Source organism: Campylobacter concisus, assembly GCF_050447445.1.
Taxonomy (GTDB): Bacteria; Campylobacterota; Campylobacteria; order Campylobacterales; family Campylobacteraceae; genus Campylobacter_A; species Campylobacter_A concisus_BI.
In genome coordinates this window covers 485,337-510,489 of sequence record NZ_JALMFW010000001.1, presented here as the reverse complement: position 1 = coordinate 510,489, position 25,153 = coordinate 485,337, and the positions used below count along the sequence as shown (strand labels likewise).

The 25,153-nt window shown below is 39.6% G+C and carries 23 protein-coding genes and 1 pseudogene; 10 read left to right on the top strand and 14 right to left on the bottom strand.

The features are described 5' to 3' along the window. From MTT30_RS02625 to MTT30_RS02605, 5 genes are all read left to right on the top strand, one after another. Entirely contained in the window at positions 1–663 is a 663-nt protein-coding gene (locus MTT30_RS02625; protein WP_002940533.1) for a response regulator transcription factor, read from the top strand. After that, positions 656–1,825, top strand: coding sequence for a sensor histidine kinase (locus tag MTT30_RS02620; RefSeq protein WP_429800881.1), 1,170 nt, complete (start codon positions 656–658; stop codon positions 1,823–1,825). Before MTT30_RS02625 ends, MTT30_RS02620 begins: the two co-directional genes overlap by 8 nt. A gap of 126 nt (positions 1,826–1,951) precedes the next feature. Further along, on the top strand, positions 1,952–3,427 hold the full coding sequence (locus MTT30_RS02615; RefSeq protein ID WP_429800880.1) for an aldehyde dehydrogenase family protein: 1,476 nt from the start codon (positions 1,952–1,954) through the stop codon (positions 3,425–3,427). A 127-nt stretch (positions 3,428–3,554) separates the two neighbouring features. Continuing rightward, positions 3,555–4,277, top strand: a complete 723-nt coding sequence (locus MTT30_RS02610; RefSeq protein WP_429800879.1) for a metallophosphoesterase — start codon at positions 3,555–3,557, stop codon at positions 4,275–4,277. Continuing rightward, positions 4,258–5,286, top strand: coding sequence for a hypothetical protein (locus MTT30_RS02605; RefSeq protein WP_429800878.1), 1,029 nt, complete (start codon positions 4,258–4,260; stop codon positions 5,284–5,286). The genes MTT30_RS02610 and MTT30_RS02605 overlap by 20 nt, the downstream gene beginning before the upstream one ends. Positions 5,287–5,372: 86 nt before the next feature. On the opposite strand, the gene MTT30_RS02600 is transcribed toward MTT30_RS02605, so the two are convergent. After that, the gene (locus MTT30_RS02600; protein WP_103582681.1) at positions 5,373–6,194 is read right to left on the bottom strand and encodes a YihY family inner membrane protein; all 822 of its coding nucleotides are present in this window, start codon (positions 6,192–6,194) and stop codon (positions 5,373–5,375) included. Between the two features lie 3 nt (positions 6,195–6,197). Then, entirely contained in the window at positions 6,198–6,920 is a 723-nt protein-coding gene (locus MTT30_RS02595) for a plasminogen-binding N-terminal domain-containing protein (protein WP_054196506.1), read from the bottom strand. Between the two features lie 113 nt (positions 6,921–7,033). Here MTT30_RS02595 and MTT30_RS02590 point away from each other — a divergent pair, with 113 nt between their 5' ends. The 4 genes and pseudogenes from MTT30_RS02590 to MTT30_RS02575 all read left to right on the top strand — a co-directional run. Continuing rightward, positions 7,034–8,203: a peptidoglycan DD-metalloendopeptidase family protein gene (locus MTT30_RS02590; protein WP_429800877.1), complete on the top strand. Its 1,170-nt coding sequence runs from the start codon at positions 7,034–7,036 to the stop codon at positions 8,201–8,203. A gap of 9 nt (positions 8,204–8,212) precedes the next feature. Further along, positions 8,213–9,580, top strand: a complete 1,368-nt coding sequence (gene mgtE, locus MTT30_RS02585) for a magnesium transporter (protein ID WP_429800876.1) — start codon at positions 8,213–8,215, stop codon at positions 9,578–9,580. Then, positions 9,565–10,149, top strand: coding sequence for an NUDIX domain-containing protein (locus tag MTT30_RS02580; RefSeq protein WP_429800875.1), 585 nt, complete (start codon positions 9,565–9,567; stop codon positions 10,147–10,149). Before mgtE ends, MTT30_RS02580 begins: the two co-directional genes overlap by 16 nt. Before the next feature lie 178 nt (positions 10,150–10,327). Further along, a pseudogene (locus tag MTT30_RS02575) lies at positions 10,328–12,433 on the top strand (RNA degradosome polyphosphate kinase); the annotation flags it as partial. Positions 12,434–12,576: 143 nt separating this feature from the next. Here the strand turns inward: MTT30_RS02575 and MTT30_RS02570 are convergent. From MTT30_RS02570 to MTT30_RS02520, 11 genes are all read right to left on the bottom strand, one after another. Next, positions 12,577–14,385, bottom strand: a complete 1,809-nt coding sequence (locus MTT30_RS02570) for a menaquinone biosynthesis decarboxylase (protein ID WP_429800874.1) — start codon at positions 14,383–14,385, stop codon at positions 12,577–12,579. Between the two features lie 369 nt (positions 14,386–14,754). After that, positions 14,755–15,105, bottom strand: a complete 351-nt coding sequence (locus MTT30_RS02565; protein ID WP_429800873.1) for a hypothetical protein — start codon at positions 15,103–15,105, stop codon at positions 14,755–14,757. A gap of 4 nt (positions 15,106–15,109) precedes the next feature. After that, entirely contained in the window at positions 15,110–16,039 is a 930-nt protein-coding gene (gene hemC, locus MTT30_RS02560) for a hydroxymethylbilane synthase (protein ID WP_429800872.1), read from the bottom strand. Between the two features lie 8 nt (positions 16,040–16,047). Beyond that, complete coding sequence (locus MTT30_RS02555) at positions 16,048–16,479, bottom strand: FxsA family protein (protein ID WP_107686461.1); 432 nt, start codon at positions 16,477–16,479, stop codon at positions 16,048–16,050. Continuing rightward, positions 16,476–18,176 carry a proline--tRNA ligase gene (locus MTT30_RS02550; protein ID WP_429800871.1) on the bottom strand — a complete coding sequence of 567 codons (1,701 nt, stop codon included), beginning with the start codon at positions 18,174–18,176 and terminating at the stop codon, positions 16,476–16,478. Before MTT30_RS02550 ends, MTT30_RS02555 begins: the two co-directional genes overlap by 4 nt. Continuing rightward, the gene (hemA, locus tag MTT30_RS02545) at positions 18,166–19,449 is read right to left on the bottom strand and encodes a glutamyl-tRNA reductase (RefSeq protein ID WP_429800870.1); all 1,284 of its coding nucleotides are present in this window, start codon (positions 19,447–19,449) and stop codon (positions 18,166–18,168) included. Before hemA ends, MTT30_RS02550 begins: the two co-directional genes overlap by 11 nt. Then, positions 19,449–20,342 (bottom strand): polyprenyl synthetase family protein, encoded by an 894-nt coding sequence (locus MTT30_RS02540; RefSeq protein ID WP_429800869.1) that lies wholly within the window; start codon positions 20,340–20,342, stop codon positions 19,449–19,451. The genes hemA and MTT30_RS02540 overlap by 1 nt, the downstream gene beginning before the upstream one ends. Before the next feature lie 10 nt (positions 20,343–20,352). Then, positions 20,353–20,784: a hypothetical protein gene (locus tag MTT30_RS02535; RefSeq protein ID WP_072594949.1), complete on the bottom strand. Its 432-nt coding sequence runs from the start codon at positions 20,782–20,784 to the stop codon at positions 20,353–20,355. Beyond that, positions 20,777–21,031, bottom strand: a complete 255-nt coding sequence (locus MTT30_RS02530; protein ID WP_012001636.1) for a DUF2018 family protein — start codon at positions 21,029–21,031, stop codon at positions 20,777–20,779. Before MTT30_RS02530 ends, MTT30_RS02535 begins: the two co-directional genes overlap by 8 nt. 48 nt (positions 21,032–21,079) lie before the next feature. Further along, entirely contained in the window at positions 21,080–21,703 is a 624-nt protein-coding gene (locus tag MTT30_RS02525; RefSeq protein ID WP_107952507.1) for an HAD family hydrolase, read from the bottom strand. Continuing rightward, the gene (locus MTT30_RS02520) at positions 21,700–22,032 is read right to left on the bottom strand and encodes a hypothetical protein (protein WP_107952509.1); all 333 of its coding nucleotides are present in this window, start codon (positions 22,030–22,032) and stop codon (positions 21,700–21,702) included. Before MTT30_RS02520 ends, MTT30_RS02525 begins: the two co-directional genes overlap by 4 nt. 108 nt (positions 22,033–22,140) lie before the next feature. Here MTT30_RS02520 and MTT30_RS02515 point away from each other — a divergent pair, with 108 nt between their 5' ends. Beyond that, on the top strand, positions 22,141–23,412 hold the full coding sequence (locus MTT30_RS02515) for an O-acetylhomoserine aminocarboxypropyltransferase/cysteine synthase family protein (RefSeq protein ID WP_429800868.1): 1,272 nt from the start codon (positions 22,141–22,143) through the stop codon (positions 23,410–23,412). Positions 23,413–23,707: 295 nt separating this feature from the next. Here the strand turns inward: MTT30_RS02515 and MTT30_RS02510 are convergent, their stop codons facing one another. After that, on the bottom strand, positions 23,708–25,150 hold the full coding sequence (locus MTT30_RS02510) for a potassium/proton antiporter (RefSeq protein WP_429800867.1): 1,443 nt from the start codon (positions 25,148–25,150) through the stop codon (positions 23,708–23,710). Between the last annotated feature and the right edge of the window lie 3 nt (positions 25,151–25,153).

Sequence of the window (25,153 nt, the reverse complement as noted above, 5' to 3'; positions counted from 1 at the left end):
ATGGTCAGAATTTTGCTTGTTGAAGATGATGAAACATTACTTGATCTAATAAGCGAGTATCTGGGCGAAAATGGTTACGATGTCACCACTACAAACAATGCCAAAGACGCACTAGATCTTGCATACGAGCGAAATTTTGACCTACTTATACTAGACGTCAAACTCCCGCAAGGCGACGGCTTCTCCCTACTTTCATCGCTACGTGAGCTTGGCGTCACAACACCTAGCATATTTACCACCTCGCTAAACACCATAGACGACCTTGAAAAAGGCTACAAAAGTGGTTGCGATGACTATCTAAAAAAGCCATTTGAGCTAAAAGAGCTACTTATCCGCATGCAAGCTCTCATAAAAAGAAATTTCTCACACCAAAACGGCGAAGATATCAAAATTTTAGATGATCTTTGCTTTCACCCACAGAGCAAAACTCTAAGTAAAAACGGCGAAAATGTAAATATCTCGAGCAAAGAGAGCGACCTGCTCGCCCTATTTTTGCAAAACAAGGGCAAAATTTTAACCAAAGATGAAATTTTTAATAAAATTTGGAAATTTGACGAGGAGCCAAGCGAGCTTAGCCTTCGTGTATATATCAAAAATTTACGCCAAATTTTAGGCAAAGATGCCATTTTAAACAAGCGTGGAGACGGCTACATCTATGTCTGAAAAGACGCAAATTTTATTTAAAATTTTATCCCTCTATCTTGTTAGCTCTGTGCTATTTTTGAGCTATTTTTTTATACACGACTACCAAAATAAAAAAGAAGCACTCATCTTAAACGAGGTAAAAAGCCTAAAAGAGATCAAGATGGGCATATATATGAAAGCCAGGATGAATGGCCTAGACTCGGTCTCAAGCCTCACAAACGAAAAGGGCGTACATGCTTGTATCGTGCTGGAGAATGGTGAGAAAATTTATAAAGATTTTGAGTGCAAAAATATCAACAAAGGCAAAAATGTAAATTTGATAGACGGCAAGGTAGCGATCTTTGAAAAGATCCAGTATATGGAGGACAACGCCACAGACGAGCTCGCACGCGCAGACATCTTTCTAGTTGGCAAAAATATCAACGGCGAAATTTTATCCTTGCAAATTTCGACCACACTAAAGGCTGCATTTTTCCTCTTTGCCCTGCTCTTTGTCGCCTTTTATCTAGCAAAACTAAGCCTAAGACCGCTTTATGAAAAGATAGATACGCTAAATCACTTCATAAAAGACTCAACACACGAGATAAACACGCCTCTAAGCGTCATCTCGATGAGCATAGAAACGGCTGATCTTGAAAACCTAAATGAGCGAAATTTAAAGCGCTTTAACAACATCAGCCTCGCTGCAAAGAGCCTAGGCGGCATCTATGACGCACTCGTTCATCTAAGCTTCAACCTCGATAAACCAAGCAAAAAAGAGCTAATCGATCTAAATTTACTAACCACGCAAAGGCTTAGCTACTTCTCGCCATTTTTTGCCAAACGCGGACTTAAGATAGAGGCTAGCCTAAAGCCAAGCTTCATAAACGCAGACCTTGAAGATGTGAGTAAAATTTTAGACAACCTCTTAAGCAACGCCTCAAAATATGCAGCGCCAAATTCAAAGGTTAGCATCATTTTAGAGTCAAATTTCTTTAGCATAAGCAACACTGGGCATGGCATAAGCAAAGAGCAGCAGATGAAAATTTTTGATCGCTACACGAGATTTAACGACGATCAAGGCGGCTTTGGCATAGGGCTAAATTTAGTAAAAGAGTGCTGCAAGAAAAATGGCATCACCGTAAAATGCACAAGCGAACTTGATGGCGAGACTACGTTTTTACTCACTTGGCAGAGTTAAATTTAAAACCACTCTACTCTAAATAATAAAATTTATTAAAAAAGAGAATTTATATCCAAAATTTATTTTTGATAAATTTTATTAATATTATAATCCTTTTACAAAATCTTAATCAAGGAGAAAAGTATGAAACTACTTGAAAAATACGGGCTTTTCATAAATGGTGAGTGGCGTGACGCAAAAGACGGCGCTACACTTGATGCCAAAAATCCAGCAAACGGCGAGCACCTTGCAAAGATCGCTGACGCTACTGAAGAAGATGTAAATGACGCAGTTCGTGCTGCACGTGAGGCTTTTAATAAATTTAAACACACCACAGTTAGTGAGCGCGCAAAGCTGCTAAACAAGATCGCTGATATCATCGATGAGCACAAAGAGCACCTCGCAAAAGTTGAAAGCATGGACAACGGCAAGCCAATCCGTGAGACGCTAAATGTCGATATCCCTTTTGCAGCCGAGCATTTTAGGTACTTTGCTGGCGTTATCATGGGCGAAGAAGGCAGCGCAAATGTGCTTGATGAGAAGCAACTTTCTATCGTTTTACGCGAGCCAATAGGCGTAGTGGGTCAGATCGTGCCTTGGAATTTTCCATTTTTAATGGCAGCTTGGAAGCTAGCTCCAGTGATCGCAGCAGGCGACGCGAGCGTGTTTAAACCTTCAAGCGAGACAAGCCTAAGCGTGCTTGAGCTATTTAGGCTTATAGATAAAATTTTGCCAAAAGGTTTGATAAACATAGTAACTGGCAGAGGTAGCAAGAGCGGCGAGTGGATCAAAAACCACCCAGGCCTTGACAAGCTAGCATTTACTGGCTCAACTGAGATCGGCCGTGATATCGCCATAGCTGCGGCTCGCCGTATCATCCCAGCCACACTTGAGCTTGGAGGCAAGAGTGCAAATATCTTCTTTAGTGACGCAAATTTAGACAAGGCGCTTGACGGCCTTCAGCTTGGAATTTTATTTAACCAAGGTCAAGTTTGCTGCGCAGGGTCTAGAATTTTCGTAGAAGAGAGCTTTTATGACAAATTTATAGAAGCTGCGGTTAAGAAATTTAGTACTATAAAAGTTGGCGATCCACTTGATACTAAGACTCAAATGGGCTCTCAGATCAATAAAAAACAAGCTGAGCAAATCTTAAACTACGTCGAGATCGGCAAAAAAGAAGGTGCAAAAGTAGCAGTCGGTGGCAAAGCCTACACTGCAAATGGTTGCGACAAGGGCGCATTTGTCGAGCCAACGCTGCTAGTTGATGTGACAAACGATATGAGAGTGGCTCAAGAAGAAATCTTTGGACCAGTTGGCGTTGTCATCAAATTTAAAGATGAAGCCGAGCTTATCAAAATGGTAAATGACAGCGAATACGGCCTTGGTGGCGGTATTTTCACACAAGACATCACAAAAGCGCTAAGAGTTGCAAGGTCTATGGAGACTGGCAGGGTCTGGATCAACACCTATAACCAAATCCCAGCAGGCAGCCCATTTGGCGGATATAAAAACTCAGGTATCGGCCGTGAGACGCACAAGATCATCCTTGAGCACTACACTCAGATGAAAAACATCATGATAGATCTCACCGGCAAGGTTAGCGGCTTTTACGCACAATGATTTTAGGGGGTTTTGCCCCCTCTACTTCTTTAAATTTCATAAATAATTTTTCTTTCTAAATTTATCAGCAAATAACAATCTTTATTTTTAAGTTTAATAGACTAAAATTTGGCACAAAGGAGAAAATTTGAGCGAGCAAATTTACATTATCGGCGACGTTCACGGCTGTTTTAACACGCTTTTAGAGCTTATCAAGCAGTTTCCAAACAAAGAAAAATCTCAAATTTGCTTTGTCGGAGACGTGGTAGATCGTGGGCTTTTTAGCTGCGACGTGGTCGAACTTATCATGCAAAATGACTATAAAATGGTTATGGGAAATCACGAGCGAAGGCTACTTAGCAATAAACTTGAATTTCTAAACAACAAAGTGCCATTTGATAGGAGCTGGTTTTTTGGAAACGGCGGAGAAGCGACGTATAGATCATATCTTGGACAAAGCGTGGAGTTTAAGCAAAGGCATGTGGATTTTTTAGAAAGCAGGCCAGTTTATCTGGAATTTAAAGATTATAAAACCCAAAATGGCGAGCATCTAGTCGTCTCTCACTCAGCCGTTGGCAATATGTGGGAGCTAAGAAATGACAAATATGCTAGCGAAGAGTTTAAAAGGCACCTGCTCTCAGGCAGAGGCGACGAGATGCAAGTTAGTGGCATCTTTAACGTATATGGCCACACGCCAGTAAGAGAGGTAAAATTTTATAAAAATAGCGCAGATATCGACACAGGCTGCGTTTTTAACGAAGTTGGTTTTGATAAACTAAGTGCGTTAGAATTTCCATCGATGAAAATTTATACGCAAAGAAATGTAGAGTCTTTTGAAAAGGGGAAAGAATATGGAATTTTTACATCATAAAAACTCAAGTTTTGCTAGCAGGGTTGATAAATTTTGGAGCGAACTTGGTAAAAATTTAGACGTCATCAAGCGTAATTTAGAGGATAAAAATTACGAAACAGCAAGTAAAATGACTGAAGAGGCGCTAAATTTATGTTTAGTAGATCCAACCTTTATGATAGGCCTTGTTGATAACAAGATCGATCTAGTACTCACTCCAGAAGGACTCAAACATAGGCTTTTGTGGCTTAAATTTATCAAATCGCGCATGCCAAAAGAGTGTGAAGCAAAGCTTACTTGCACGCTTGGCAAACAACGCGCACCACGCGAAGTAGCCACTATACAGATGTATGGCGTGAGTGTTGATGCAAACGAGGTCATGGTCTATGCAAATTTTGAAGAAAAAAGCGTGGATATGTGCCTATACAACGAAACTTTGAGTAAGCTAAAAAGCGAAGATGAAAACAAGGCCTACACGCTAGCTTTCATACTTTGCGACAACGTTGTTGGCGAGACAGCGATGATAAACACACTTGGCGACTTTGAGATCGTAGATGAGCCAAGAGAAAAAGGCGTCGCGCTTACCGACTTTGCTGATCTTATAGATGATAAATTTGGCAAAGAAGCATCAAACGAGCCGCTTAAGAATTTTATGGTCTACGAGCTAGAGCCTCGTTCAAATGAACTGCGTGACGACGTTTTTACAGGATATACATCTCTTAGCGAGCTACTAAACGAGTACTACGACGGCATAAGCGATACTTATAACGAAGCTTTTGAACTTGGCATAAATTTTTGCTTTTTAGCCCTATCTCACGGTGGCGACATACAGTTTGGCGTTGATAGCAAAAACAAAATATCAGACGCGCTACATGAGAGTGAAATTTGCGAGATCATAGGTGAAGCAAATGGCGAGATGCGATCTTACATAGATATTATCTGCTTTGACAAAGATGAGCTAGATAAGGCTGTGAGTAAATTTAGCAAAGAGCTTGGTATAAAGATAGAAATTTGCGAGTTTAAACGCTGATCCACATAAAATTTTACATAAAATAATACATACGCTAGCTGGTAAACTTATAAAAACATATAGCCAGCTGGCCCGAACTATTCATTTTATCTTTTAAATTTAGAACTATTTGATAGATAAGCACAAAGTTTTAGCCCATATAAAAAGATGATCCATGAGATGTATATCCAGACAAAGAAGAAAAGCACAGCCGAAAACGAGCCATAAACGCTTAGATAGGTTTTGTTATAAAGGACATAATAGACAAAGGCCGACTTGCCAATATACCAAACGAGCGAAGCGACAAACGAGCTAAAAAATGCGCTCTTAAATTTTATCTCATCATTTACTGAGATGAGATATGTGATGCAAAATATCGCCCAAATGATGAGATATGGGAATATGCTTAAAAAATTTATCGAGTTTGTGATCACATTTGAGTTTAGCATCTCCTGAATGAGGCTTGAGAGATAAAAACTGCCAGCAAGACCAAGTGGCGCAAGCGTGATAAGCGTCCAATATGAGCTAAGTGCTGACCAAAATCCTCTAGCCTTACTTGCACGTGTCACTTTCAAAACTACATATTCATAGTCGCTAAAAAACATGGCCGATGTAAATATCATCGCTACAAAGCCAACTATGCCTAAATTTCCGCTATTTTGTAAGAAATTTTGCAAGTAGTTTGAGATGATCTCTTGATTACTTGGCAAAAGAGCCGAAAATATAAAGTCCTGAATTTTGGCGTAATAATCCTCAAAACTAGGCAGTTTTGTAAAGATAGAAAACGATATAAGAAGTATCGGAATGATCGATAAAATCGTATGAAAACTAAGGCTTGAAGCGTAGTGAAAGAGCTCTTTGTCCTTAAGCGTTGGGAGTAAATTTAAAAACTCTTTTAAGCTTTGCTTACTTAAGGACAAACGGCTCATTTATCAGTTATCTTCTTCGAAAAGTTTTTCGTAGTGAGCGTCGTAGTTGTTGATATGCTCGCTATTTAGCTTCCAAAACACAGTGTCTATGTCGCTAACTCTTGTATAAAATGGAAGTTGATAGTACTCAACCTCGCCACTTTTAAATTCTTTTAGCACTTTAAAGCTTTGGCAATCAGCAAAAACGCTTCTGCCATCCATTGCTATAAAAATTAAACCAGCTGCACTTTGAGCGCACATTTTTCTAAAGTCATCTCTGCTTGGATTTGGCTTGTATTCGTAGCTTAAGTATGCTCCGATAAGGTCTGGGTGGATAAATATCATATTTGGAAACGCAGAAGTGATCTCTTCGTAAATTTCTTTATTTGGCACAATGATTAATGAGCGGTTATAAAGATAGTTTAGCACGACCATATCGCCATTTGCAGGTGCGATGCCTGGAAGTGGGAGCGCCTTTTGCTCAAGCAGATCAAACACCTCAAATCTAATCTTAGCAAAGCCAGAATTTTTTGAGATAACACTAACTCTTGCGATGATAGAGCTATCAGTATCAAATTTATGAAGCACAACGCCACTTGAGCCGATTAAAATTTCTGGACTATCAACTATCGTCGCTGTGCCATCACTATCGACGCTAATTATAGGAGTTCTATACTCATTTAAAGAAAAATCAGCCCCAAAAGCAAAGCCAAAAACTAGCGATAAAATCACAAATATACGTTTCAAAAATATCTCCTAAGTTTAAATTTTTAGAGCGATTATAGCCTAAAATGCTTTATCTTTTGCAAAATTAAAGCAAGTTTTAGTTAAAATCCCACCAGCTTTTTAAAAGGACATTAATGCCTCGTATTTTTATAATTTTTGCAATATTATCTATAAATTTATACGCTATAAAGCCAAGTGTCGAAGAGCTTAGCTGGCCAAATGGAAGTAACTTCTTAAATTTCTTAGAGACAAACAAAATCCCACTTTCACTTTACTATAACTTAGCAACCGAAGATCAAGAACTAACAGAAGAGATCATCGCTGGCACAAAGTATCAAATTTATAAAGACGACAACGGCAATACCAAACAAGTACTAATCCCTGTTAGTGACGAGCTTCAAATGCATATTTTTAGAGATGACAATGATAAATTTAAACTCGAGTTTCTTCCCATCTCTTATCAAAGCGAGGATAAATTTTTAGCCTTAAAGGTGGACAAATCAGTCTCTGAGGACATTTTTGACTATACTGGCTCTGGCACGCTAGCTCTTGGCTTTAAAGAAATTTTTAAAGGAAGTGGCATTGATTTTAAAAAGATAAACAAAGGCGATACGATCGCTATCGTTTATAATCAAAAAATACGCATGGGCCGCTCTTTTGGCACTCCAGAAATCTATGCTGCGATGATAGAAACGAAAAATAAACGATATGTTATGTATAAATTTGAAGATAAATTTTATGATAAAAATGGTAAGAAAAATGATAAATTTTTACTAGTCCGCCCTCTTGCAAATGCCAGAATCACATCAGCTTTTACCCTAAAAAGATGGCACCCTATTTTACAAAGATATAGAGCGCACCTTGGCGTTGACTACGGTGCTCCAAAAGGCACACCGATCAAAGCCGCAGGCGATGGCACGGTTAAATTTGTCGGACAAAAAAGCGGATATGGCAGAACCGTCATCATCTCTCATGCTAGTGGCTACGAGACACTTTATGCTCACCTAAATGGCTTTGCTAAAGGCATAAAAGGTGGTCTAAAAGTCAAACAAGGCACGCTTATAGCCTACGTTGGCACAAGCGGTATGAGCACAGGGCCACACCTTCATTTTGGTCTTTATAGAGACAATAAACCTATCAATCCAGAAAGTGCAATAAAGGTTGTTAAAAGCCTAGAGGATAAGAAAGAATCAGCTAAATTTAAAGCAGTTGTTAGTAAAAATGATGAGCTAATAAAAAATGCTTTAAGCAACGAAAAAGAGTATCATAAAGTGGAATTTTTCCCTAATGTAATAGAATTTTAAAGGTAAAACTTGAGCCAAGAACTAGAAGAAGCAAAAGAGCTGATAGATCAGCATTTAGATGAAAATTTAGAAGACAATGAACTCTCGCCTTACGAGCTAGCCCAGCACCTAAAAACACTTAAAAAGCACGATGAAGAGCTTTTTGCCCACTATCTTGAGAAGCTAGATCCTGAAATTTTAGGTGATGTTGCTATCGAGCTACCTGATCACATGCTAAAAGATGTGATCGAACAGCTTCCAGCTGAAAAGATCGTAGAAGCACTTGAAGAGCTAGAGAGTGATGATGCGACTGACTTGCTTCAATACATCGAGGACATTGACGAGGATAAAGCTAGAGAGCTTTTTAACGAGCTTGACAGAGAAAACCAAAATGAAATTTTAAGACTTAGAAGCTATGAAGAAGATAGAGCTGGTGCTCACATGCAAACAGAGCTTTTTTCGGCTCACCTTGAAGAAAAGCTTGGCAATGCAGTAGCAAGACTTAGACAAGAAAAGCAAGAAGGCAAGCTAGAAAATATCTCGCAGCTTTTTATTATCGATAAAAATGGCGTTTTACAATACGCTATTCCGCTTGAAGATCTTATACTTTTTGATTTTACAAAGACGCTAAAGCAAAATATAGAGTCAGCACAGATCGATCACTACAAGCCACACGTTGCAAATGATATGGACCTTATGCAAAATGTCGCTGATATGTTTCAAGAGTACGATCTAAATGTTATTGCAGTTACTAGTAGCACTGGAATTTTGCTTGGTCGTATCACGTCTGATGACATCCACGACTACATTCAAGAGAGTGCAACTGAGCAAATTTATAACCTAGCCGGTGTTGATGACGAGTCAGAAGAGGACGATACGCTTTTTAAGGCTGGTCGTGGTCGTGCGGTTTGGCTTGGTGTAAATTTACTAACAGCTCTTTTTAGCTCATCTATAATAGGACTTTTTGACGAGACAATCGCAGCCTATGTCGCTCTTGCTGTTTTAATGCCAATAGTTGCATCAATGGGCGGAAATACCGGCACACAAGCGCTTACTGTTACGGTTCGCCGTCTGGCACTTGGCGAGATCGAGTTTAAAGATGCCAAAAATGTCCTAAAACGTGAGGTTAGTATTTCACTCATAAATGGACTAATCTTTGGTGTGGTAATGGGCATAATCGCCTCTGTTTGGTTTGACAAAGGTATGCTTGGCGTTGTTATTGGGCTTAGTATGATCACAAATTTATTCTTTGCTGGCTTTTTTGGTACGATCATACCTTTGACGCTAAGGCGCTTCAACATAGATCCTGCAGTCGGCTCAGCCGTCATTCTTACTACTTTTACTGATGCGATAGGATTTTTTAGCTTTTTAGGACTTGCAAAATGGATACTACTATAACTAATTTAGAAATTCTGCCTCTTGGCGAGTCAAAATACCTAAAGCCATTTAAGATGAAATTTATGCAAAATGGTGTCCAAAGAGATTGGGACTGCGTAAAAGTGATGAATAGCGTTAGCATTTTTTTATATCACGAGCAAAAAGATGCCTTTTTATTTGTAAAGCAGTTTCGTCCTGCCGTTTGGTACTCGCAAGAGAAGGAAAGCATCAAAACAAATGAACAAGGCTTTACCTATGAGCTTTGCGCAGGTCTTATGGATAAAGGACTTATCGAAGAGCAAACAGCCAGAGAAGAAGCGATCGAAGAAGTGGGCTATGAGCTAAAAGAGATAGAGCGTATCACGATGACATACGGTGCTTTTGGCTTTGGAGGCAATATGCAAACGATGTTTTACGCAAAGATCGATGAGAGCATGAAGGTAAATTCTGGCGGTGGCATCGATGGCGAAGATATAGAGCTTGTTTTTATAAAACGAGAAGATATGATGAAATTTGTCTTTGATGAGAGCAAAGTCAAGGGTTTTGGGCTTATCTTTGCCTATATGTGGTGGGAGAAATTTAAAAGCTAAAACGATATCTTTTTAATAAGCGCAAAAACAACGACTGCCACTAAAAAGATACCAACCAATATCACATAATCAGACATAACAAGCCTTTAAATTTAAGTTTTGGCTTATTGTAACCAAAATTTTAAATAAAGTAAGAACTTTATAACCGCATATATCATAAAATAACTCAAAAACACACAAGGAGAAGATGATGAGCGAAAATGAAACTCTTTTTATAAACCGAGAATTAAGCTGGCTACGCTTTAATTCAAGGGTACTCGCTCAGTGTGAAAAGGAAATTCCTTTACTTGAAAAGCTAAAATTTATAGCCATTTATATGACAAATCTAGACGAGTTTTATATGATCAGAGTCGCTGGCTTAAAGCAGCTTTTCGCAGCTGGAGCTACTACAAGCAGTGGCGATGGCATGAGCCCACTTGATCAGCTAAGAGAGATTAGAAAATATCTACAAAATGAGCAAAATTTAGTAGAAGATCACTATAAAAAGACAGTAAATGCTCTTAGCAAAGAGGGGCTTTTTATAAAAAATTATGACGAGCTTGATGATAGCTTGAAGCAAAAGTGCGACGAATACTTTTTCTCAAATATCTTGCCAGTCATCGTTCCTATCGCTGTCGATGCGACTCATCCATTTCCGCATCTAAACAACCTTAGCTTCTCTCTTGCCGTTAAGCTTGCCGATATAGAGCATCCAGAAATTTTAAAATACGGCATGATAAGAATTTCAAGAGTCTTGCCACGTTTTACACAGCCAAGTAGCAATGTTTTTGTACCGATTGAAACGATCGTACACCGCCACGCAGAAGAAATTTTTCCAGGGTATAAGCTACTTAGCTCGGCTGCTTTTAGAGTGACAAGAAACGCTGATATCGTCATCGAAGAAGAAGAAGCAGATGATTTTATGATGATACTTGAGCAAGGGCTAAAGCTTCGCAGAAAAGGGGCTTTTGTTCGTATGCAAATCGATAAAAACGTAGACGCTGATATCTTGGACTTCTTAAATTTTCATATGAAAATTTTTCATAAAGATGTCTATTTTTCAAGCATTCCGCTCACTCTTAGCTCACTTTGGGAGATAGCTGGAAGTAAAAATTTTACCCACCTAGCAAATGCACCTTATGTTCCAAAGACACTGCCACCATTTGGCAATGGCATCTCAGTATTTGACGCCATAGACAAAGAAGATGTACTCTTAGTGCATCCATTTGAGAGCTTTGATCCAGTCGTTAGCTTTATAAAAGAGGCCAGCAAAGATCCAAAAGTTATATCCATTAGAATGACACTTTATAGAGTCGATAAAAGCTCACCAATAATTCAAAGTCTAATAGACGCCGCAAGTGATGGCAAACAAGTAACTGTGATGGTTGAGCTAAAAGCTAGGTTTGATGAGGAAAATAACCTACACTGGGCAAAGGCGCTTGAAGACGCAGGCGCGCACGTGATATACGGCATCACAGGCTTTAAGGTGCATGCAAAAGTTAGCCAGGTCATCCGCCAAATCGGCGATAAGCTTAAATTTTATATGCACTTTGGTACAGGCAACTACAACGGCAGTTCGGCAAAAATTTATACTGACGTGAGCCTATTTACGAGTAAAGAAGAATTTAGCCAAGATACGACTTCGTTTTTTCACATCCTCTCGGGATATAATAAAAATCGCCGTTTAAACGCTCTTAGTATGTCGCCTTTTCAGATAAAAGAGCGTATCATCGAAAAAATAAGAGTAGAGGCAAGTAAAGGAAGCGAAGGTAGAATCATCGCCAAAATGAATGCGCTAATCGATGAAGACGTGATAAATGAGCTTAGCCGCGCATCAAACGCAGGTGTAAAGATCGATCTTATAGTTCGTGGTGTATGCGGACTAAGGCCTGACATAAAAGGCAAAAGCGAAAACATCAAAGTTCGCTCGATCATTGGCAAATACTTAGAGCACGCTAGAATTTTATACTTTAAACATGCTCAGCCAAAAATTTATATCTCTAGTGCTGACTGGATGCCAAGAAATTTAGAGCGTCGCTTGGAGCTTATGACGCCTATCTTTGAGCCAAGACTTCAAGAGAGACTACTTGAAATTTTAGAGCTTCAGCTAAGCGATAATGATCTAGCTTTTGAGCTACAAAATAGCGGTAAATACGTAAAAGTAGCAAGAGGTGAAAATGAAAAAGTAATATCTTGCCACGAAGTTTTGGAAAATTATATATCTAAAATTTACAAATCTGTAAAAAAAGATACAGATAAAGCAAAAGCCGATATGCTCGCAAGCAAACTCTTAAAAGAGAGCTAAAAATAAATTAAGCTTTTAGACCTAGTCTAAAAGCTATTTTTAATTAGCAAACAAACACTAGCATTTGATTAAGCAAGTCTTATTAAAAATTTCAAATCCACAACAAAAAGCAAAATTTATAAATTTACTTGAGCCCCTCAAAGCTAGCCAAATATTTCAAATTTTTTAAATAACTCTGGCTCGTCTTTTACTATGCCGCGCTTAACTAGATCAGCAACCACTTCGCGGTCACAATCCGTTTGTAACGGCCAGCCACGCGTATATCCCTCTAGCTCGTCCTTGCTCGTCGCATCTACGCAGAAATTTTCACCATCTATGAAAATATCGCGCAATGCATCAATATTATTTGTCACACGCCAAAGTAGCATATATGGGTTTTCAAGGTGATTTTGCATATCCACAACGATAAGGAGTTTGAAAAATTCTCTAAACTCCAAAAGCTTAGAAAATAGCTCTTTTACAGGGCGATTTTTTTCAAATTTCACCACACAAATAGGCGTTTTGGTATCCGTTTCAAACTGCTTAAGCTCTTTTACATTTGGCGTAACGCTTTGAAATTTAGCCAAGAGCTCACTATCACTTAAAACCTCAGGGCTAAATTTACAAAAGTCCTGCGTCGCATCTACGCCGAGTTTGCCACCAAAACACGAATTTGGACTAGCATGATCAAGTTGATCGCACACACCTTGGCTTATTAGCACACTCTGACTGCCAAAACGATTTAGAACAAAGCTAGTAAATTCATCATAATCTTTAAGTTCAGGCGCATCGGCTCCAACAAAAATAGCATGTTTTACAAAGCTCATCTGCCCAACGCCCCAAAATGCGTGCATGGCCTGCTTTGCATGAGCTGGATAGAGCGTATTTATCTTGGCTAAGATTAGGTTGTGAAAAACGCCATTTTCAGGCATATTGTAGTCCAGTAGTTCAGGCACGGTCGTTCGCAAAAGCGGCAAAAAAACCCGCTCAGTCGCCCAGCCCATATATTTATCCTCAAGTGGTGGCTTTCCAACCACAGTCGCGTGAAATACCGGCTCACGCTTGCTAGTTATCGCCGTTACATCCATCACCGGAAAAGGCTCGATAGGCGTATAAAAGCCAGTATGATCGCCAAATGGCCCCTCAAGCTCGCACTTAGCCGTATCCACAAAGCCCTCTATTACGTAGTCTACATCGTGCGGGACGTAAATTTCATTCGTTAAGGATTTTACAAGTTTGGCTGGCTCTTTGCGGATAAAACCATAAAGCAAAAGTTCAAAAACTCCCTTTGGAAGCGGTGCTTGCCCGCACCAAATGTAGAGTGGATCGCCGCCAATTGCCACGGATACGGGCATCTTGCGGCCCGCGCGCTTGTATTCGTTAAAGAAATTCGCGCCGTCTTTGTGGATCTGCCAGTGCATGCCAAGGCGGTTTTTGTCATAAATTTGCAGTCTATACATGCCTAAATTTTGCAAAGCACCATCCAAGCTTTGCGTATAAACCTGCCCCATCGTAATAAAAGCGCCACCATCATGTGGCCATGTCTTTAGTGCTGGAAGCGATAGCAAATCAGCATCCTCACCTATAAATTTCACCTGCTGGCACTCGCCCTCGCCTTTTAATCTCTTAGTAAAAATTTTTCTCATGCTAAAAAGATAGGCTAAAAAATCAAGCTTTTCTTTGAAATTCTCTGGTTTTCTGGGCTTTAAAAGCTTTTCTATCTCATCTGCGATCTCATCAGGATTTAGCCCAAAGATAAGCTCAAGTGCGTGTTTTGAGCCGTATATATTTGTAAGCACTGGGGCAAATTTACGCCCAGTTTTTTTACAGACTGGGTTTGCAAAAAGTAGCGCTTGCGAGCCCTCACGCTTAACCTCGATATAGCTTGCATGCGCGATCTCAAGATCAATATCTACTGGCTCATCAATAACACGAAGTAGATTATTTTCTTTTAAAAGCTTGATGTAGTCCATATTTCGCCTTTTTTGATTTTTGGGCGATTTTAGCCAAAAAAAGCTGAAAAAGGCGAAGCAAAGCGGATGGCTATTATTTACCGCACACACAGATAATTATCAGAGTATTCAATCGTTATCTCGGAGCCACCTTTGCGATATTGCCTCGCCGTTTAAATAGACACAAGCACTAAATTTATACTCTATTGTCGTAATGTCCGCAAACTAGTGTTCAACACACAGCCACACATGGCCGGCATACTTATGTCTTTTCAAAGTAATTCATTGCAAATTTTTTGTTAGCTTAAACACTAGATGGCATCACAGTTTTGAAAACGGCAGTAAATTTTGTGAATTTAATCTTTTTTTGCAAATTGATTAAATTTATAGCTACTCTAACAACTCGCCAAATATCTCTTTGCTATATTTCATAAAGCGCTCGTTAAGCTTTACATCCTCAATATCAATGCAAATGCGGCTATCTTGCACCTCAAAAATGATAGTTTTATCAGTGATCTTCACCTTTTTGCAAGCGTTGTAGCAAATATCGCCGTTGCACTCTGCGTATAGGCCGTTTATGTCGGCGTTTTCGTCGTCATCTTTTTTGAGTTTGATCGGTCTTTGAAAGATTATGTAGTTTTTGTAGTCGTATTTGTCGTCTGCAAGACCGATCATATAGTAGTTGTCTTTGCTATTTTTGGTAGCGGCTATGGCTTTTGCTTTAAAATTTAGCTCAAACACGCCTCTACGCCATCTCCTCGGCGCGTTTTAGCAGCTCTCTCGCTCCTTTTTCTATAAATTTATGTGCTAGCTCCTTGCCGATGCTTTGAAATTTATCTTTGCTAGTCTTTAAGCTATCTTTTATAAACTTGCTTCCATCAGGCAGACCAACGATCGCATCGATAGAAATTTCATCGCCTTTTAGTCTTGCACTTATGCCTATTGGCACCTGGCAGCCACCCTCTAAAACGCTTACGAAGTCGCGCTCTATAGTCGTTTCTATGACTGCATTTTCGTCGTTTAGAAAATCAATCTGCTCTAAAATTTGCTTCTCATCTCTAGCTTCTATACCAAGAGCACCCTGCCCCATAGCAGGTATCATCTCATCAAAGCCAAATGTATATATATGCGCCACTTCAGCCTTGATATTTAGGCGGTTTATGCCAGCCATAGCCAAAATGATCGCATCAAATTCACCCTCTTTTAGCTTTCTAAGTCTAGTTTGTACGTTTCCACGAAGCGAGATGATCTCAAGATCAGGCCTCATGATAAGTAGCTGCATCTTTCGGCGTAGGCTCGTTGTGCCAACTTTTGCGCCGTGCGGTAGGTCGCTAAATTTAGCAAATTTCTCACTTATCATAGCATCTCTCGTGTCCTCACGTGAGCAGATGGCTGCAAGTTTAAGCCCTTCTGGAAATACGACAGGCACGTCTTTTAGGCTATGTACTGCGATGTCAGTCTCGCCTTTTAGCATGCTATCTTCAAGCTCTTTTGTAAAAAGCCCCTTACCGCCGATCTTCGCAAGCGGCGCGTCAAGGATCACGTCACCCTTTGTCTTCATGCCCTCTAGCACGACCTTCATGCCCTTGTGCTGTGCCTCGATCCTAGCCTTGATATGCTCGCTTTGCCAAAGTGCTAAGATACTCTTTCTAGTTGCTATTTTTATCTCTTTCATCATCACTCCTAATTTACTCTTTTTGGCTCTTCAACGACCTCAACGTCTATGATCTCGCCCTCATTTTCTCTTGGGGCACGCTCGCTAAAATTTTGAAATTTAAACTCCTGATAACTCTCGTTTTTTGCCACATTTTTCTTAAATATCAAAGAAAAAACGACCACAGCAAGACCAAAAACATCTGTTAAAATTCCTGGCAAAAAGAGCAACACTCCGCCAAAGCTAAGCCCTAACTGACTAAACAAATTTCCGCCAAGAAAGCTTTTAAACGCCACTTGAGGCGAATTTAGACTAGAAAATCCAGCATTTAAAAGAAGCGCAATGCCTACAAATCCAGAGACCAGCACCTCAAGAAAGTAGTTTAAAAAGCCAAATTTATCAACAAAAAGATAGATAAATATCGCTTCTATCAAAAAAAACAAAAATGCAAAAAATCTCATAAGCTTTCTTTTATCTTTTTAAAGGCTTCGTTTGCACCAATCGTTTCTTTGCTTAAACCATCTCTTGTTATGAACTCAACCTTACCATTTGCAAATTCTTTACCTACAAGTAGCGCAAAAGGGAAGCCGATAAGCTCAAAATCATTCATCTTAACGCCAAATCTCTCGTTTCTATCGTCGATGATGACGCTAACGCCAGCTTTTTTAAGGCTCTCATAAAGTTCAAATGCAAATTTTGCGCCCTCTTCGTCTTTTAAATTTGAAATGATAATCTCGACATCAAACGGTGCGCACTCTTTTTTCCAGATGCAGCCCTTCTCGTCGTGGTTAGCCTCTATCATTACGGCTATTAGTCTACTGATGCCGATGCCGTAGCAGCCCATCAAAAATGGCTTAGCCTTGCCGTTTTCATCAAGATATGTCGCATTCATCGCAGCTGAATATTTATCGCCTAGCTGAAAGATATGACCGACTTCTATGCCCTTACTAAGTTTTAAATTTCCGCCACACTCTGGGCATTTATCGCCCTCTTTTACCTTTACAAGGTCTTTAAATCTCTCTTCGTTAAATCCGCTAACACTAACGCCAACAAAGTGGTAATCCTTTTCGTTGGCACCACATATCATATTATTTGCGCCTTTTAGCTCGTTGTCTATGTAAAATTTTACATCTTTTAGTCCAACCGGCCCGCAAAATCCAGCCACAAGCCCAGCTTTTATGATCTCTTCTTCGCTAGCATCGACAAGTTCGAGTGCCTTGCAAGCATTTTGTGCCTTTGTCTCTTGAAGCTCATCATCGCCCCTTACAAAAAAGACTACAATCTCTTCTTTGTCTTCATAAATAGCTTTTTTAATAACAGCTTTTATGCAGTAAAACTCGCTAACTTTAAAAAACTCAGCCACACCTTTTATAGTCTTTGTGTCTGGCGTTTTAAATTTAGCCGCGTCAGCCTCTGGCGCTTCAGTATCGGTTGTTCTAGCTTTTCTCCTAGCAGCCTCTATATTTGCAGCGTATTTGCAAGCCTCACAGCAAAGGATGTCATCTTCGCCATTACTTGCAAGCACCATAAATTCTTTACTGCCGCTACCACCGATAGCTCCACTATCAGCTTCAACGGCTCTAAAATTTAGCCCTAGACGGGTAAAAATTTTACTATAAGTTGCCTCCATAAGGTCAAACTCACGCTTTAGATCCTCTTTGCTTGAGTGAAAGCTATAAGCATCTTTCATCGTAAATTCTCGCCCTCTTAGCAATCCAAAGCGTGGTCTTGCCTCGTCACGAAATTTGGTGTTTATCTGGTATAAATTTAGTGGTAGCTGCTTGTAGCTAGTCACCTTGCCACGTACCAAAGCAACGGCTGCCTCTTCATTTGTAGGGCTTATGACAAAGTCATTTTCTTTTCTATCTTTAAAGCGTAAAAGCTCCTTGCCAAAGACGTTATAGCGGCCACTTTGCTTCCAAAGCTCGCCTGAAGTAACCACGCTAAAGCTCACCTCTAGCGCACCAGCCTCATCCATCTCCTCTCGTGCGATACGAGAAATTTTCTCATGCATGATCTTTCCAAGCGGTAGATAGTTATAAAGACCAGAGCCTATCTGCTCGACAAATCCACCTCTTATTAAAAATTTATGACTTGGCAAAGATGCGTCTTTTGGTGCTTCTTTGGTCGTTGGTGCATAAAATTTACTAAATCTCATCTATATCTCCCACTTGAAAATTTTGCTCTTCTTTTATATCAAATAAAAATCTAACTCCATTTGAGAGCTCGCTAGATCTCTCCTCGTCCGCAAGACTTTTTAGTTTCATCGTTGGCTGGTGCAAAAATGCTTTAAAAACTTGATGAATGAGCTTTTGTGCCTCCTCATAATCACTATGCTTTAAATATCCTTTTTTTATCGCTTTTTCTAGCTCGTTTTTAGCGCAAATTTCAGCTTGTTTGCGGATCGATTTTATTAGTGGCACACTCATATCTTCTTTTAAAATTTTTAAAAATTCGCTTGTGCCTTGACCTACGATCGAATAAGCCTTTTGTGCCTGCTCCTCTCTTAGAGCTAAATTTTTCCTTACTATCTCCTCTAAACTATCAACCGTATAGACGCTAATAAATTCCGTATTTATAAGGTCAATATCCCTTGGCACGGCGATATCAAAAAAGTATCTGTGAAATTCTCTTGGTTCGATTATGGCGTTTGTGATGATCGCGTGCGGGGCTGCGGTGCTTGAAAATATTAGATCGTAATTATTTACATACTCTTTTAATTTTAAAATACTATCCCAGCTAGCGTTGTCGCCAAGGCTATCAACTAGCTGCTCAACACGCTCCGAACTTCTGTTTATAATGATGACTTCTGCGCCACTTGAGATTAGGTGTTTTGCTGCTAGCTCGCCCATTTCGCCAGCTCCTACGACGATAGCAGTTTTACCTTCAAGCGTGCCAAAAATTTCTTTTGCTTTTGCTACGGCGACACTTGAAACGGAGATCGGGTTTTTAGAAATTTGAGTTTCGTTTCTAACTTTAGCAGCGCATTTACATGCATAATGGATGATTTTACTGATTTGTTCGCCGCAAGCTGAGCTATCGTAAGCAAATTTAAAGGCATTTTTTAACTGACCAACGATCTGCGTCTCGCCGACGACTAGGCTATCAAGCGAGCTTGCCACGGCAAAGAGGTGGTGCACGGCTCCGCTGTCTTCATAAATATCGGCCCTTTCATAAAGCTCATCTTCAAAAACACCTGAAAATACAGACATACACCTAAATACATGCGTCGTTGCACTTTCTAGATCACTAACGCTTGCAATTATCTCAACGCGGTTGCATGTATTTAAAACCATGCATTCGTTTATACTTTTGTTTGATCTTAGTAGTTTTAAAATTTGCTCTTTTTTCTCATCGCTATCAAATGCAAGCTTTTCTCTAACTGAAATATCAGTATTTTTATATGTAAAACTTATATCTAAATAGTGCATTAAAATTCCCTATCTATCATGCTTTTTATGATCCCTTCAAGCTCAGCGTTTTTATACTCTTTTATCGCTTCTATCGCTTCAGTCCCAAGCCTTTTTGCTTCATTTACCGCTTTTTGAAGCGAATTTGTCTTAATAAATTCCTCTTTTAGCCATGAAATTTCGCCCGCGTTTAGCTTCTTTGCCCAAAGCGATCTAAGCTTTGTCTTACCGGCCTCGTCCAAACTCTTATAAAGATATATGTATGGAAGCGTCGTTTTGCCCTCGACAAAGTCGTTTAGTGCTGGTTTGCCAAGTGTTTTTTCATCTTGAGTTATGTCTAATATATCATCAACTATCTGAAATGCAAGACCTAAATTTTTGCCATAAATTCCAAATTTCTCACTATCTTTGCCAGCTAGCTTTGCCCCGCAAATAGCCGTGGCCTCTATCAAAACAGCTGTTTTATAATAAATCATCTTTAGATATTCTTGCTCGTTTTCATTAAAATTTTCAGCCATTTTCACATCCATCATCTCGCCGATGCTTAGTTTGCTGACCGCATCTGAGATGACAGCTGCGATGCTTGGATCAAATTTTGTAAGCTCAAAATAAGCCTTTGAGTAGAGGATGTCACCTAGCATGACTGAGTTTTTACCGCCAAAAAGCGCGTTTATACTTGGCTTGCCGCGTCTTATATTTGCCTCGTCTATGACGTCGTCGTGAAGCAAGCTTGCAAGGTGGATGAGCTCGATGATAGCGCAAAGCTTAAGTGAAATTTCACTCTCGCCCGCGATCTTTAAAAGAAGTCTTGAGCGTAGCTTCTTGCCAGAGCTTATCTTTAAAAACATCTCAAACGCCTCTTTGTAGCCAAGCTCGCTTATAAATTTACCCATTATTTCATCGATTTTATCCATTTTTATCCTTCTATTTAGCCTCATCTGGATCTCTAAAACCCACATCCACACGCTTGCTCTCATCTAGCAGAGCCACCCTAAAATGCGCCTTTTTATCCTTAAAATCAATAAATGATATATAAAGGCTTACGCTCTCATTTGGCGGCATCGTAAAATCAGGCAAAACTCGCTGCATATAGGTGTTTTGTCCTTGTCTTAGCGAAAAGACCATCTGCCTTGGATAGCGCCTAAAAAAGCTTTGCACAGTGATATTTGTACTATCAAATAACGTCCAACGAAAGTCAAACGTTTCAACCCTTTGGGTTCGCTTTTCAGTTATAAAGACCCTAGCCCACTCATCTTTTTTAAGCTCAAATGTATGCACCGAACTTGGGTCAAAATTTGGCTCCTTAGCAAAGACAAGAGCAGCAAGCAAAGCAATGAGCGCGAAAATCTTACTCATTTTGGCTTAAAATTTCTCCGCTAAGCTCGATATATAGGTCATTTACTCCGTTATAAACTTTATCTTGCTCTGAGGCTATAAAATTTCTGATCTCGTCCTCGCTAACGCCATGCTTTTCACAAAGCTCGCTCATAGCCACAAATTTCTCAAAAATTTTATCTATCTCGTTTTTAACTAAAACGGCATTTGCGTTAAACAAAATGTCATAAAATTTATCTCTCGCACTGCCCTCAAATATATCTATCATCGCTGTTTCTTTGAAAATTTCTTAAGATTATAGCCAATTAAAACTAAGTTAAAAATTTAATATTATCTCCCAAGCCTCGCTAACGTTTTTGGCATTATACGTGGCAGTTTTGCTCTCCTCGCCAAATCCCCAGCTAACTTGCAAGAAAGGCATATTTGCATTTTTGGCTGCTAGCTCGTCTTTTAGGCTATCTCCAACAAAGATCGCCTTACTAGCTTTAGTTTTACTAACAGCTAGGTGAAGCATCGCAGGATCAGGCTTTTGTGGTATCTCCTTGCTAGCGCCGATAACCTCGTCAAATAGCTCGTAAATTTCATTTTTCTTTAAAATTTTCTCTAGCGTATCGTGCGGTGCGTTGCTTGCCAAAACGACTTTGTAATGAGCCTCTTTGCACTTTTGTAAAAGCTCTTTTACACCCTCATATGTAGTCGCGCACTCATCGTAAAATTTCTTAAATTTCTCTTCAAAGCCCTCTTTCAAGCTCCTGCTTGGCGTGTCAATGCCGTAAAACTCAAGGGGCAAATTTCTACCTGGCTCGTTGATCGCTTTTATGATAAATTCTTTTTCAAGTGGCGGCAAATTTAGTTCATCTCTTACTTCATTTACCGTTTTATATATCGCCTCGCCGCTATCGATCACTGTGCCATCCATATCAAAAATAACTACTTTCAATCCTCATCCTTAAATTTATTTTTATGTTTTTCTTTCTTATATGTCTTTTGATTTTTTAGCTTATCAAGTAGATTTGCCGCCTTTAAAAGCTCCTCTTTTGGGGCATTTTTGACAAGCAAATTTATAAAATTTTCTAGCGCCTTTGAGTATGGCTGATCAAGATAGACAGCCTCGACTTTTTCGATGACTTTCGCGTTTTTCTCCACTCTTTGACGAAATTCAGCCTCGTCAAAGTCATCTCTTTTTAGCCCATTTATCGCTGATTTTGCAAATTTTTCTAGCGCACGAAGATATTTTACACGCTTAAATTTGTCCGTGACTTGGTTCAAATTTTTCCTTTTTTTTTAGCAAATTATATCAAAATTTGATTTTATCCCCTAAATGTTGGCTTTGCTAATGTATAATTTACGCCAAAATTACTTAAATAAGGAGCAAAAATGAGGCAAGAAACCGCTGCGATCCACGTAGGCTACGACACACATGAGGGCTTTGGCACGATGGCTGTGCCTATTTTTCAAAGCACGGCTTACGACTTTGGAAGTGCCGAGACAGCCGCAGCTAGGTTTGATCTAAAAGATGGCGGCCACATCTACACAAGGCTTGGCAATCCAACGACAGATATCTTTGAAAAGAGGGTCGCTGCGCTTGAGGGCGGAGCCGCTGCGATAGCGACTGCAAGCGGTCAGTCAGCTTTGTTTTACAGCATCATAAATTTAGCCCAGGCAGGTGATAACATCATCATCGCCAAAAAAATTTATGGCGGCACGACAGTACTTTTTACGCACACACTAAAAAGATTTGGCATAGAGGCCAGAGTCTTTGACAGCGACACGGCTGATGATCTGGAGGACTTGATAGATGATAAAACGAGGGCTATATTTTTTGAAACGCTTTCAAATCCGCAAATTTCTATCCCAAATATAGAAAAAATCGTAGAAATCGCAAACAAATATGGCATCATCAGCATCACCGATAACACCGTGCCAACGCCTATCATCTTTCAGCCACTTCGCCACGGTGTCGATGTTTGCGTGCATAGTGCTAGCAAATATATGAGCGGTCAGGGTCTTAGCCTAGCAGGTGTTGTTGTAAGCGCAAATCACCTAAACGAAAAGCTAAAAGGCAACAAGAGATATGAGCACTTTAACGTCCCAGATGCGAGCTATCACGACATCGTCTATGCTGATATGACGGATCGTTTTGATATCTACACGCTAAGAATGAGGCTTGCCATCGTGCGCGACATCGGCGCCGTGATCTCTCCATTTAACTCTTGGCAGCTCATACAAGGGCTTGAAACGCTTGCTGTTAGGGTTGAGAGACACTCGCAAAACGCGCTAAAAGTGGCTAAATTTCTAAACTATCACAAACATATAAAAAGCGTGGCTTATCCTGGACTTGCCGACAACGTAGATCACGCAAAGGCGCAAAAATACTTTAAAGATGGCATGGCAAATGGACTATTTTGCTTTGAGACTGATAGCTTTGAGCGCGCAAAAAAGATGCTAGAGCGCGTAAAACTCTTTAAGATCGTGGTAAATATCGGCGATACAAAGTCGCTCATCACGCACCCAGCCTCAACTACGCACCAGCAGTTAAGTAGTGAAGAGCTTATAAAAGCTGGCATCACAAAAGAGCTAATAAGAGTTAGCATAGGCCTTGAAAACGCCGAGGATCTGATAGCTGATTTAGCTCAAGCTTTAGAATAAAGAAATTTCTAGCTCATTTTGGGCTAGAAATTTAACTCATCTTTTAAATCTTCTGTATGCTTTTGATCAAAATAATAAATCAATGTAAATTTTCTCATACACTTAAAATGGGCCACACCGTATATGTTTTGTCTAAAGCCAACTAAATTTTAAAAATTTACAAGCGAGCATATCACGGCTCTAAATTTAGTGCTAAACGAAGTGTAGCCTAAATTTAGTAGTCTGCTAAGGCGAGTGAGTAAAGTTTTAAAATTTACAAAGAGAAATAAAATGTGGCAATTTTTATCAAAAATTTTTAATAAGTCAAATACTTAATCGTATCTTGATAAAGCACTTGATTTTCGCATTGTATCAGTAGCAAATCATTTTCTTCAAAGATTGTTGAGCCAGTCGGCTTTTGATACTCATTTTTACGCTTTATTAGGATTATTAAAAACTCAGTTGGAAGCTCAAGCTGAGCCAAATCTTTGCCAATTAGTTTTGAGCCATAGTGGATGGTGTGCTGGCGAAGCGTATAACCTAAGATCGGAGAGTTTTCTACTGCCTTAACATCCTCTTGCTCACTCTCTTTGACTTTAAATTTATCAGCCGCAAAGCCAAGTGACATACCCTGTATCAAAATCGAAATCAAAACCATAAAAAATATAATGTTAAAAATCATATCCGCATCACGCACGCCATCGACATAAACATAGGTAGCTAGTACAACTGGCACAACGCCTCTTAGCCCAACCCAGGAGATAAAAATTTGCTCATTTATCTTAAATTTTGAAAATGCAAGCGATGCAAAAACACCAAGTGGCCTTGCAAAAAACATAAGCCATAAGGCCAAAACAAGCGCCATTAGTGCCGTTGCTGGAAGCTCGGATGGATTTACTAAAAGACCAAGTGTCAAAAAGACAACTATCTGCATCGTCCAAGCGATACCATCGTGAAAACCGACTAAATTTTTCTTATGAGAAAACTCTTTTTTATTTATAAAAATTCCAGCTATGTAAACAGCCAAGTAGCCATTGCCACCAACCTTAAAGCAAAGTGTGTATAAAAGCAATATCCAAGCGATAGAAAAAACTGGATAAAGGCCCCAGCTTTTTAGGCGAAGTCTATTAAAGATGGCTGGTAAAGCAACGCCAAATAAATAGCCCATAGTGATACCTATGCCAAACTGCTTAACCAGTGTAATCGCCCACTCTGACGCACTTGGAGTGCTATTTAATGAGATCATTTGAACGATCGTCATAGTTAAAAATATCGCCATTGGATCGTTTGAGCCAGATTCAAGTTCAAGCAATGGCGCAATGCTATTTTTAAGTGAAATTTTCTTAGCTCTTAGTATGGCAAATACCGCAGCTGCATCTGTTGAAGAGATGATAGAACCTAGCAAAAAGGCTTCCGCCCAAGTAAAATCAAGCAGATATTTTGCAACTGGAGCGATGGCTAGCGCGGTTAAGAAAACGCCAAGTGTGGCGAGCGCTAAACCTCTGCCAAAAATAGGCTTAATCGCTGCAAAATCAGTATCTAGCCCACCAGCATAAAGTATAAATATGAGTGCCAGCATGCCGACATTTTGAGCGATCACTTGATCATCAAAATTTACACCGAGCAGCCCATCTGAGCCAGCTAGCATACCAACGCCTAAAAATATTATTAAAGACGGAATTCCAAATTTATCAGAGATCTTACTTAAAAAAATGCTAGTTATAAGCAAAACCGCAAAAAATAGTAGTAAATTCTCCAAACA